Origin of the sequence: Mesorhizobium sp. M1E.F.Ca.ET.041.01.1.1, from assembly GCF_003997355.1 — a bacterium.
Classification (GTDB): Bacteria; Pseudomonadota; Alphaproteobacteria; order Rhizobiales; family Rhizobiaceae; genus Mesorhizobium.
Map to the genome: position 1 here is coordinate 1 of NZ_RZSL01000185.1, position 10,227 is coordinate 10,227.

At 63.7% G+C, this 10,227-nt stretch carries 14 protein-coding genes; 10 read left to right on the forward strand and 4 right to left on the reverse strand.

Annotation, left to right across the window (positions count from 1 at the left end; genetic code table 11):
• From hslU to hslV, 4 genes are all read right to left on the reverse strand, one after another.
• A partial coding sequence (gene hslU / locus EOA38_RS16825) for an ATP-dependent protease ATPase subunit HslU (protein WP_127299732.1) occupies positions 1-1,178 on the reverse strand: 1,178 nt, incomplete at its 3' end.
• 5 nt (positions 1,179-1,183) lie between these two features.
• Positions 1,184-1,783 (reverse strand): DUF2585 domain-containing protein, encoded by a 600-nt coding sequence (locus tag EOA38_RS16830; protein ID WP_127299733.1) that lies wholly within the window; start codon positions 1,781-1,783, stop codon positions 1,184-1,186.
• A 4-nt stretch (positions 1,784-1,787) separates the two neighbouring features.
• A complete protein-coding gene (locus EOA38_RS16835) occupies positions 1,788-2,312 on the reverse strand; it encodes a GNAT family N-acetyltransferase (protein WP_189434707.1) in 525 nt (174 codons plus the stop codon).
• A 50-nt stretch (positions 2,313-2,362) separates the two neighbouring features.
• Positions 2,363-2,914, reverse strand: coding sequence for an ATP-dependent protease subunit HslV (gene hslV, locus EOA38_RS16840; RefSeq protein ID WP_126090834.1), 552 nt, complete (start codon positions 2,912-2,914; stop codon positions 2,363-2,365).
• 217 nt (positions 2,915-3,131) lie between these two features.
• Here hslV and hisB point away from each other — a divergent pair, with 217 nt between their 5' ends.
• The 10 genes from hisB to EOA38_RS16890 all read left to right on the forward strand — a co-directional run bounded on the left by hisB (position 3,132) and on the right by EOA38_RS16890 (position 10,054).
• The gene (gene hisB, locus EOA38_RS16845; RefSeq protein ID WP_127299734.1) at positions 3,132-3,731 is read left to right on the forward strand and encodes an imidazoleglycerol-phosphate dehydratase HisB; all 600 of its coding nucleotides are present in this window, start codon (positions 3,132-3,134) and stop codon (positions 3,729-3,731) included.
• 4 nt (positions 3,732-3,735) lie between these two features.
• Positions 3,736-4,212 (forward strand): DUF2628 domain-containing protein, encoded by a 477-nt coding sequence (locus EOA38_RS16850; protein ID WP_127299735.1) that lies wholly within the window; start codon positions 3,736-3,738, stop codon positions 4,210-4,212.
• A 1-nt stretch (position 4,213) separates the two neighbouring features.
• Positions 4,214-4,864 (forward strand): imidazole glycerol phosphate synthase subunit HisH, encoded by a 651-nt coding sequence (gene hisH / locus EOA38_RS16855; protein ID WP_127299736.1) that lies wholly within the window; start codon positions 4,214-4,216, stop codon positions 4,862-4,864.
• Positions 4,865-4,866: 2 nt separating this feature from the next.
• Positions 4,867-5,157, forward strand: a complete 291-nt coding sequence (locus tag EOA38_RS16860; RefSeq protein ID WP_127299737.1) for a DUF1330 domain-containing protein — start codon at positions 4,867-4,869, stop codon at positions 5,155-5,157.
• 2 nt (positions 5,158-5,159) lie between these two features.
• The gene (gene hisA, locus EOA38_RS16865; RefSeq protein ID WP_127299738.1) at positions 5,160-5,903 is read left to right on the forward strand and encodes a 1-(5-phosphoribosyl)-5-[(5-phosphoribosylamino)methylideneamino]imidazole-4-carboxamide isomerase; all 744 of its coding nucleotides are present in this window, start codon (positions 5,160-5,162) and stop codon (positions 5,901-5,903) included.
• Positions 5,903-6,742: an arginase family protein gene (locus EOA38_RS16870; RefSeq protein ID WP_127299739.1), complete on the forward strand. Its 840-nt coding sequence runs from the start codon at positions 5,903-5,905 to the stop codon at positions 6,740-6,742. Before hisA ends, EOA38_RS16870 begins: the two co-directional genes overlap by 1 nt.
• On the forward strand, positions 6,739-7,533 hold the full coding sequence (hisF, locus tag EOA38_RS16875) for an imidazole glycerol phosphate synthase subunit HisF (protein WP_189434709.1): 795 nt from the start codon (positions 6,739-6,741) through the stop codon (positions 7,531-7,533). The genes EOA38_RS16870 and hisF overlap by 4 nt, the downstream gene beginning before the upstream one ends.
• Positions 7,534-7,604: 71 nt before the next feature.
• Positions 7,605-7,928 (forward strand): phosphoribosyl-ATP diphosphatase, encoded by a 324-nt coding sequence (locus EOA38_RS16880; protein ID WP_126090842.1) that lies wholly within the window; start codon positions 7,605-7,607, stop codon positions 7,926-7,928.
• Positions 7,929-8,012: 84 nt separating this feature from the next.
• The gene (coaA, locus tag EOA38_RS16885) at positions 8,013-8,972 is read left to right on the forward strand and encodes a type I pantothenate kinase (RefSeq protein WP_126090843.1); all 960 of its coding nucleotides are present in this window, start codon (positions 8,013-8,015) and stop codon (positions 8,970-8,972) included.
• Positions 8,973-9,049: 77 nt separating this feature from the next.
• A complete protein-coding gene (locus EOA38_RS16890) occupies positions 9,050-10,054 on the forward strand; it encodes a glycosyltransferase family 2 protein (RefSeq protein ID WP_127299741.1) in 1,005 nt (334 codons plus the stop codon).
• Positions 10,055-10,227 lie beyond the last annotated feature (173 nt).

Sequence of the window (10,227 nt, forward strand, 5' to 3'; positions counted from 1 at the left end):
ATCACCGTCTGCAGGCGTCTGGCGCCGATGTTCTCGACGCTGGCGTTGAGCTCGACGGCAATGCCGGCCAGCGAATCGATGGCATCGTCAGTGAAGACGAGATCGACGCCTTCGGTCTTCATCAGCGCGATGTACTGCTTGATGAGGCTGGCCTCGGTCTCGGTGAGGATGCGGACGAAGTCCTCCTTCTCCAGCGCGCGCAGCTCGACGCGGATCGGCAGGGGGCCCTGCAGCTCCGGCAGCAGGTCCGAGGGCTTGGAGACATGGAACGCGCCCGAGGCGATGAACAGGATATGATCCGTCTTGATCGGCCCGTATTTGGTCGCAACCGTCGTGCCTTCGACCAGCGGCAGCAGATCGCGCTGCACGCCTTCACGTGAAACGCCGGCGCCGACGCCGCCCTCGCGCGAGGCGATCTTGTCGATCTCGTCGATGAAGACGATGCCGTCATTCTCGGCCGATTCCAGCGCCTGGCGCACCACCTCGTCCTGGTCGAGCAGCTTGTCGGACTCGTCATTGACCAGCAGCGAATAGGAGTCGCGCACCGTCGTCTTGCGCATCTTGGTCCTGCGGCCGCCCATCGCCTTCGACAGCATGTCGTTGATGTTGAGCACGCCGATATTGCCGCCCGGCATGCCGGGAATCTCGAAGCCCGGCATGCCGCCGGTGCCGGTGTCGGCCACCTCGATCTCGATCTCCTTGTCGTCGAGCTCGCCGTCGCGCAACTTCTTGCGGAAGCTGTCGCGCGTGGCCGGGCTCGCCGTCTTGCCGACAAGCGCCTCCAGCACGCGCTCCTCGGCGTTGACCTGGGCGCGCGCGCTGACGTCCTCGCGCATCTTCTCGCGCGTCAGGCCGATGGCGACCTCGACGAGGTCGCGCACGATCTGCTCGACGTCGCGGCCGACATAGCCGACCTCGGTGAACTTGGTGGCCTCGACCTTGACGAAGGGCGCGCCGGCAAGGCGAGCCAGGCGGCGCGAGATCTCGGTCTTGCCGACGCCGGTCGGGCCGATCATCAGGATGTTCTTCGGCATCACCTCTTCGCGCATCTGGCCTTCGAGCTGCTGGCGGCGCCAGCGGTTGCGCAAGGCAATCGCCACGGCGCGCTTGGCGTCCTTCTGGCCGATGATGAAGCGGTCGAGTTCCGAAACGATTTCGCGGGGAGAGAAGGTGCTCATGATACTCAAATTCCACTTTGCCACTGCTTGATGGACTCGAACGGATGCAGCAGCATGATCACGTTGAGCGTCAGATTGTCCCGGATGATGTAGCCCGTGCCGAACTCGAAGATGAGCGCCAGGGCCACGATCACCCATATAGGAAGCTTTCGCGCCATCACAAATCCCAGCACCATGAACAGCGTGTCGGACACCGAGTTGATGACGCTGTCGCCGTAATAGTTGAGCGAGATGGTGCCGGAGCGGTAGCGGTCAATGATGAAGGGGCTGTTTTCCAAAATCTCCCAGCCGCCTTCGATGAGGACGGCGAAGGCAAGCCTCAGCCCGACCGGCGAGCGCGGGAACAGGAACCAGGCCAGCGCGTAGAACAGGAAGCCGTGGATTATGTGCGAAAAGGTGTACCAGTCGGCGATGTGCTGTGAATTCTCCGAGCTGTTCACCACGCCGTGCCAGAGCTTGACATAGCCGCAGGTGCAGATCGGCGGGTGACCCATGCCATAGAGAACGCCGGCCTGGAAAATCACCAGAGCGAGCACGAGCAGAAGGCCCATGCGCCACGAGTCTTCATAGGCGGAAAGCGTCTTGTCTTGCCCGGATGCGGTCATGCGGTCAGTCCCCCTCCTGCGTGTCGGTCTCGGCCGCATCGACGGCCATCAGCACGACGTCCCCATATTCCGATTGCCTGCGGCCGATCGGCCTGAAGCCGGCCTTTTCATAGGCGCGGATGGCGCGGCCGTTGTCCGGATGCGGATCGATGATGACGCGCGGCGCGCCTTCCTCGAAAAGCTCTTCCACGAATTGGCGAACGATCGCCGGGCCGTGGCCGATGCCGACCAGCTCCGGCGGGCCGATCGACAGATCGATGCCCAGCGTGCCGAAGGGCTGGTCGGCATAAGGATGATCATCTTCCAGATGCGGATCGTAGCTCTGCAGATAGGCGACCGGCCTGCCGTCGAGCTCGACGATCAGCGGCTCCACCGAAACCGAGGAGAGATGTGCGCGGATCTCGGCGATCTCCTTTTCCGGATCGTCCCACCATTCGGCGACATGAGGCTCGGCGAGCCAGCCGGCGATCATCGGCAGGTCCGCTTCGGTGACCGGCCGGAAATCATAGCTAATTGTCTGTTTGACCATGATCTTTTCCAAAAACCGGTTCCCACCTTTTGGGATCATGGCCGGCTGGCTCAGGCGGCATCGAGCGTTTCGACGACGAAGTTGCTGTTCGTGTAGACGCAGATGTCGGCCGCGATCTGCATCGCCTTGCGGGCGATCTCCTCGGCGTCCTTGTCGGTATCCATCAACGCGCGGGCGGCGGCCAGCGCATAATTGCCGCCGGAGCCTATGGCCATGACGCCATGCTCGGGCTCGAGCACGTCGCCGGTGCCGGTCAGCGCCAGCGAGACCGACTTGTCGGCGACCAGCATCATGGCTTCCAGGCGGCGCAGATAGCGGTCGGTGCGCCAGTCCTTGGCGAGCTCGACGCAGGCGCGCGTCAACTGGTCGGGATATTGCTCGAGCTTGGCTTCGAGGCGTTCAAGCAGGGTGAAGGCGTCGGCGGTGGCGCCGGCGAAACCGGCAATGACGCTGCCGCCCTTGCCGATGCGGCGCACTTTCTTGGCATTGCCTTTCATGATGGTCTGGCCAAGGCTGACCTGGCCGTCGCCGGCGATCACAACCTTGTTGCCCTTGCGCACGCTGATGATGGTCGTGGCGTGCATGGTGAGTTCATTCGACATTTCCAGCTCCGATTCGCGCTATCCCTTTGAAAGGCGATCGGCGCGGTACGAGTGACTTTTGATTGCCATATGTATGCATGAGGCGAGTGAATGCAAACCGCCCCGCAGCAAGGCCGATACCGTCCGGAAAGGCAACTGGCAATCGCCGGATCATGCTGATAGAAGGCTTTCGTTTTCAAGCCCAAGCCCCCTAGGCAAGGACAGTTAGGACAGATTGATGCCGCCCCGTTCCGCAGAAATCAGCCGCAAGACCAAGGAAACCGAGATTTCGGTGTCGCTTCATGTCGACGGCAAGGGCAAATCCGAAATTGCGACGGGCGTCGGCTTCTTCGACCATATGCTCGACCAGCTGTCGCGCCATTCGCTGATCGACATGACGGTGAAGGCCAAGGGCGACCTGCACATCGACGATCACCACACCGTCGAGGATACCGGCATCGCGATCGGCCAGGCGCTGAGCAAGGCCTTGGGCGAGCGGCGCGGCATCATGCGCTATGCCTCGATCGACCTTGCCATGGACGAGACGCTGACCCGGGCGGCGGTCGATGTATCCGGCAGGCCGTTCCTGGTCTGGAACGTCGCCTTCTCGTCGCCGAAGATCGGCACCTTCGACACCGAGTTGGTGCGCGAATTCTTCCAGGCGCTGGCGCAGAATGCCGGCATCACGCTGCATGTGACCAATCACTACGGCGCCAACAATCATCACATCGCGGAAACCTGCTTCAAGGCTGTGGCGCGGGTGCTGCGCGCGGCGCTGGAGCCCGACCCGCGTCAGCCGGATGCGGTGCCCTCCACCAAGGGATCCCTGAAAGGATAGCCCTATGGCCATCTATGTCGTGATGGAGCGGCCGGCCGGGAGCAACAAGGCCGAGGATGCGGTCTTGGTGCGCGATGGCTTCACCTGGCTCGGTTTCCTGTTGTCGCCGGTCTGGCTCGCCTGGCACCGGTTGTGGATCGAGGCCTTGCTCACCTTCGCGGTCGCGGCGATCCTGTCGGTGCTCGGCGAAAAGCTCGGCCTCGAATGGGCTGGCTCGGCCCTGTCGCTCCTGGTGTCGCTTTATATCGGGCTCGAAGGACAGGGCCTGCGGATATCGGCACTCCGCCGCCGGGGCTGGCGGGAATGGGGCGTGGTCGAGGCCGGCAATCTTGGCGGCGCCGAGGCGCGCTACGTGCTGGAAGCCGAAGGGCAAGAGGAAGAGCCGGCGCCCATGCCGCGCATCGTTCCCGATACGAACCAGGCGCGTCCGGCGCAGACAGGCATGGCGCTGGGGCTGACCCATACGCCGGGAAGGCCCTGACATGCGGGTGGCGATCATCGACTACGGCTCGGGCAATCTGCGCTCGGCCACCAAGGCCTTCGAGCGCGCGGCACACGAGGCCGGCATTGCCGCGACCATCGATCTGACGGCCGATGCCGAGCGGGTGCGCAGCGCCGACCGCATCGTGCTGCCGGGCGTCGGCGCCTATGCCGACTGCGCCGCCGGCCTGCATGCCGTTGCCGGCATGTGGGAAGCGGTGGAGGAGGTGGCGATAGCCAAGGCGCGGCCGTTCCTCGGCATCTGCGTCGGCATGCAATTGATGTCGGAACGCGGCCTGGAGAAGACGATCACCAAGGGGCTCGGCTGGATCGCGGGCGACGTCAAGGAAATCACGCCCAGGGATCCGGCGCTGAAGATTCCGCAGATCGGCTGGAACACGATCGAGGTCACGCGCAAGCATCCGCTGTTTTCGGGCATCGAGACCGGCCCGAAAGGGCTGCATGCCTATTTCGTCCATTCCTATCATCTTGACGCGAAGAACCCTGACGAGGTGCTGGCCGTCGCCGACTATGGCGGGCCGGTGACGGCGGCGGTCGCGCGCGACAACCTCGCCGGCACGCAGTTCCATCCCGAAAAGAGCCAGGCGCTCGGCCTGGCGCTGATCACCAATTTCCTGAAATGGAGGCCCTAGAGATGAGCAAGAAGGGCTATTGGATCGCCATGATCGACGTCCGCGACCCGGGCGCCTACAAGAACTACATCGAGGCCAACGCAAAGGCCTTCGCCAAATATGGTGCCAAGTTTCCGGTCCGGGCCGGACGCTACACAAATCCGGAGGGGCCAACGGGGAACCGCCATGTGGTGGTGGAGTTCGACTCCTATGAGACGGCGCTCGCCTGCTATCACTCGCCGGAGTACCAGGAAACCTTGAAATTCCGGCTGGCGGCGTCGACCGGCCATTTCGTCATCGTCGAGGGCGCCTGACCGTGATTCTGTTTCCGGCAATAGACCTCAAGGACGGCAAATGCGTGCGCCTGAAGCACGGCGAAATGGCGACCGCCACGATCTACAACGACGATCCGGCGGCACAGGCGAGAGCCTTCGAGGAGCAAGGTTTCGAGTGGCTGCACGTCGTCGACCTCAACGGCGCCTTCAAAGGCCAGAGCGTCAACTCCGCGGCGGTCGGCGCCATCCTCAAGGCGACGAAGAACCCGGTGCAGCTTGGCGGCGGCATCCGCACGCTGGCGCAGATCGAGGACTGGCTGGACCGCGGCCTGGCGCGCGTCATCCTGGGCACGGTGGCCGTACGCGAGCCCGAGCTGGTGAAGGAGGCCTGCAAGGCCTTTCCCGGCAGAATAGCGGTGGGCATCGACGCGAAGGGCGGCAAGGTCGCCGTCGAGGGCTGGGCGGAAGCCTCTGAGCTTGGCGTCATCGAGCTGGCGAAGAAATTCGAGGGCGCGGGTGTGGCCGCCATCATCTACACCGACATCGACCGCGACGGCGTGCTCTCTGGCATCAACTGGGATTCGACGATCAGCCTCGCCGAGGCGGTGTCGATCCCGGTGATCGCCTCCGGCGGACTGGCCTCGATCGCCGACATCGTGCGCATGACCATGCCCGATGCCAAGAGGCTCGAAGGCGCGATCTCCGGCCGCGCGCTCTATGACGGGCGCGTCGACCCGGCGGAGGCACTGGCGATCCTGCGCGGCGAGGGGACGGAGGCAGAATAGTGAACATCTCCATCATCCTGGCGTCCTATGACAGCGGCCACTATCACGGCGGCTGCGGCCAGGGTCCCGACGCCTTGATCTCCGGCGGGCTGGCCGAGGCGCTGAAGCTCGCCGGCCACGACGTCGAAGTTCAAGAGATCGGCCAGTTGGTCGAGGATGAGCAGGAGCGCGAGATCGCAACGGGATTTGCCGTCTGCAACGCCGTGTCGGGCGAGGTCCGCATAGCGCTGGACAAGGGCCGGTTTCCGATCGTGCTCGCCGGCAATTGCCTGACCAGCGCGGGTGCGGTGGCCGGTGAAGGCGCGGACGCCATCATCTGGGCCGACCAGCATGGCGACCTCAACACGCCCGATACGTCCACCTCCGGCTTTCTCGACGGCATGGCGCTGGCGACCGTGCTCGGCCTGTGCTGGCGGCGGATGGCGGCACAGATTCCGGGGTTCAAGCCGATCGATCCGGTCCGCTGCGTGCTGGTCAACGCCCGCGACCTCGACCCGGCGGAGAGTGAATTGCTGGAGACGCTGCCGATCACCCGCACCGAGTGCCCGGACTGGTCAGGCGCCGCGCAGAAGTTGAAGGCCACCGGAGCCGAGCGGGTCCACATGCATATCGATCTCGACGTTCATGACCCCGAGGAGCTGCAAGCCAATCGCTACACCACGCCAGGCGGTCCGGCGCCCGATGAGGTTCGCACCGCGATGTGCGGCCTCGCCGGCCCTCTGAGCATCGCCGGCCTCACCATCTCCGCTTACGATCCGGCATTCGACGCCAAGGGCGAGGTGCCGCCGCTGGTCGGCGAGCTGGTGGTCGATCTGCTTTCCACCATGGAGGGCCGCTGATGCTGAAGGCCCGCGTCATTCCCTGCCTCGACGTCAAGAACGGCCGCGTGGTGAAGGGTGTCAACTTCGTCGACCTGATCGACGCCGGCGATCCGGTCGAGGCCGCCAAGGCCTATGACGCGGCGGGCGCCGACGAGCTCTGCTTCCTCGACATCACCGCCTCGTCCGACGATCGCGAGACGATCTTCGATGTCGTCGCCCGCACGGCCGAACAATGTTTCATGCCGCTCACCGTCGGCGGCGGCGTGCGCCAGGTGGCCGACATCCGCAAGCTGCTTCTGGCCGGGGCCGACAAGGTGTCGATCAACACGGCGGCTGTGAAGAACCCGGACTTCGTCGCGGAAGCCGCCGACAAGTTCGGCAACCAGTGTATCGTCGTCGCCATCGACGCCAAGAAGGTGTCGGCGGCCGGCGAGGCCGACCGCTGGGAGATCTTCACCCATGGCGGGCGCGAGAAGACCGGCATCGACGCGGTCGAATTCGCCAGACGAATGGTCGATCGCGGCGCCGGCGAGATCCTGCTTACCTCGATGGACCGCGACGGCACCAAGGCCGGCTACGACATCGCGCTCACCCGCGCCATCGCCGACGCCGTGCGCGTGCCGGTCATCGCTTCGGGCGGTGTCGGCACGCTTGATCACCTGGTCGAAGGCATCCGCGACGGCCATGCCGGTGCCGTGCTTGCCGCCTCGATCTTCCATTTCGGCACCTACAGCATCGCCGAAGCCAAGGCGCATATGGCTAAAGCCGGCATTCCTATGCGGCTGGACTCGGCCGTCCATCGGACTTAAAGCATGATCCCGGAAAGTGGGAACCGGTTTTCGGAAAAGATCATGCTTAAACAAACAGATAGATGACTGCTATGGCTCAATTTTCGCTCGCCGAGCTGGAATCGATCATCCATCAGCGCGCCCATTCCGGCGACACCGAGTCATGGACGGCGAAACTCTTCGCCAAGGGCATGGACAAGGCGGCGCAGAAGCTCGGCGAGGAAGCGGTCGAGACCGTGATCGCCGCCATTCGCGGCGACAGGCAGGCCCTCGTTTCGGAAAGCGCGGATCTTATATATCATTGGCTTGTCGTCCTTGGCATTGCGGGCGTCCCGCTGGACGACGTGCTGAAGGAGCTCGAGGGCCGAACCGGCCGCTCGGGCATCGCCGAGAAGGCGTCCCGGCCCCGGGACTGATCGCAAGAGACGGATAGAGCATGATGTCGCCCGAAAACCGCTTCGCACTTTTCGGCATCATGCTCTAGGAGGGCAGGAGACTCGATGGACCAGCTTGCTCCTACCGAGAAATATTCCCCCTATCGCTTCTTCTCGGCCGAGCAATGGTCGCAATTCCGCGCCGACACGCCGCTCACGCTTACCGAGGACGAGATCGACCGGCTGCGCTCGCTCAACGACCCGGTCGACCTCGAAGAGGTCAAGCGCATCTATCTGTCGCTGTCCCGCCTGCTTTCGGCGCATGTCGAGGCGAGCCAGCTTCTGTTTCGGCAGCGCCAGGCCTTTTTCAACGCGCAGGACATCGTCAAGACGCCGTTCATCATCGGCATCGCCGGCTCGGTCGCGGTCGGCAAATCGACCACGGCCCGCGTGTTGAAGGAATTGCTGGCGCGCTGGCCGTCGAGCCCGAAGGTCGATCTCATCACCACCGACGGCTTCCTTTTGCCCAACGAGATCCTGCGCCGCGACAATCTGATGGAGCGCAAGGGCTTCCCCGACAGCTACGACGTCGGCGCGCTGCTCAGGTTCCTTTCGGGCATCAAGTCGGCGCAGCGCAATGTCCGCGCGCCCGTCTATTCGCACCTGACCTACGACGTCATTCCCGGCGAATTCGTCACCATCGACAGGCCGGACATACTGATCTTCGAAGGCATCAACGTCTTGCAGCCGGGGAAGCTGCCCAAGGACGGCAAGATCGTGCCGTTCCTGTCGGACTTCTTCGACTTCGCCATCTATATCGATGCCGACGAGAAGCTGATCCACCAGTGGTATATCCAGCGCTTCATGCGGCTGCGCGAGACCGCCTTCCGCAACCCGGACTCCTTCTTCCACCGCTATTCGCAGCTTTCGCAGGACGCCGCGCGCGCCATCGCCGAGGGCCTGTGGACCAACATCAACCTGAAGAACCTGCGCGAGAACATCCTGCCGACGCGGGCGCGGGCCGACCTCATCCTGCGCAAGGGCGCCAACCACCTGGTCGAAGAGGTGGCACTGCGGAAGCTTTGAAATTCAACGCATAACTTAAAGCCATCTTAACCCCGGCCTTTCTATTGTCGTGCCCAATCGGCGGGCTTGGGCAGACTATGAACGCGCCATTTCTTCACATCGATCGCACGACGCCGGACCGCCTCGCCCGCCCGAAGAACGGGTTGGCGACGATCACGTTGATCATACCGGTTCACAATGAGGAAGCCGCGATCGCGCCATTCCTGAAGGCCGTGCGCGAGGCCATCGACCCGCTGCGCGAGCGTGCCGCTTTCGAGTTCATTTTCGTCAACGACGGCAGCAACGACGCGACGCTGGAGCGGCTGATCGAGGCACAGCATGCCGATCCGCGTATCAAGGTAATCGACCTGTCGCGCAATTTCGGCAAGGAGGCCGCGCTGACCGCCGGCCTCGACTGCTGCGACGCCGATGCTGCAATACCCATGGATGTCGATCTGCAGGACCCGCCGAGCGTTATTCCGCTTCTCATCGAAAAATGGCGCGAGGGCTTCGAGGTCGTGCTCGCCAAGCGTGCCAGCCGCGCAAGCGACAGTTTGCTCAAGCAGCATTCCGCATCGATGTTCTACCGTATCCACAACTGGATCGCGCAGCAGAAGATCCCGCATGATGTCGGCGACTTCCGGCTGATCGACCGTCAGGTGATCGAGGCGCTGCGTGCCTTGCCGGAACGCCGCCGCTTCATGAAAGGCCTGTTCGCCTGGGTGGGGTTCCGTACCGCGACGGTAGAATACATCCGCGACCAGCGCATCGCTGGTCAGTCCAAATTCTCCGGATGGAGATTGTGGAACTTTGCGCTCGAAGGCATCACCAGCTTCTCCACCGCTCCGCTCGAGATCTGGACCTATGTCGGCGCGGCGATTTCGGCCCTTTCGTTTCTCTACGGGGTGGTGATCATCGCCAAGACGCTGCTCTTCGGCATCGATGTGCCCGGTTATGCCTCGCTGCTGGTCAGCGTGCTTTTCCTCGGCGGGATCCAACTGCTGGGCATCGGCATCATCGGACAATATCTCGGCAGGGTCTATGCCGAGATCAAGCAGCGCCCGATCTACATCGTGCGCCGCAAATATGAGGGGACGCGCTGATGGAGCTCGACGCCTACCGCCAGATGGCGGCCACCGAGGACGAGCACTGGTGGTTCTGCGGCCGCCGCGCAATCGCAGAGGCGGTCATCCGCGGACTTGCGCTGCCCGCCCGCGCGCAAATTCTCGAGATCGGCGCCGGCACCGGCGGCAATATTGCCATGCTGGAACAGTTC

Bases quoted from the DNA above. Each gene is read 5' to 3' on its own strand.
- EOA38_RS16830 (WP_127299733.1), bottom strand. From the start codon at position 1,783: ATGACCGCATCCGGGCAAGACAAGACGCTTTCCGCCTATGAAGACTCG.
- EOA38_RS16835 (WP_189434707.1), bottom strand. From the start codon at position 2,312: ATGGTCAAACAGACAATTAGCTATGATTTCCGGCCGGTCACCGAAGCG.
- hslV (WP_126090834.1), bottom strand. From the start codon at position 2,914: ATGTCGAATGAACTCACCATGCACGCCACGACCATCATCAGCGTGCGC.
- hisB (WP_127299734.1), top strand. From the start codon at position 3,132: ATGCCGCCCCGTTCCGCAGAAATCAGCCGCAAGACCAAGGAAACCGAG.
- EOA38_RS16850 (WP_127299735.1), top strand. From the start codon at position 3,736: ATGGCCATCTATGTCGTGATGGAGCGGCCGGCCGGGAGCAACAAGGCC.
- hisH (WP_127299736.1), top strand. From the start codon at position 4,214: ATGCGGGTGGCGATCATCGACTACGGCTCGGGCAATCTGCGCTCGGCC.
- EOA38_RS16860 (WP_127299737.1), top strand. From the start codon at position 4,867: ATGAGCAAGAAGGGCTATTGGATCGCCATGATCGACGTCCGCGACCCG.
- EOA38_RS16880 (WP_126090842.1), top strand. From the start codon at position 7,605: ATGGCTCAATTTTCGCTCGCCGAGCTGGAATCGATCATCCATCAGCGC.
- coaA (WP_126090843.1), top strand. From the start codon at position 8,013: ATGGACCAGCTTGCTCCTACCGAGAAATATTCCCCCTATCGCTTCTTC.
- EOA38_RS16890 (WP_127299741.1), top strand. From the start codon at position 9,050: ATGAACGCGCCATTTCTTCACATCGATCGCACGACGCCGGACCGCCTC.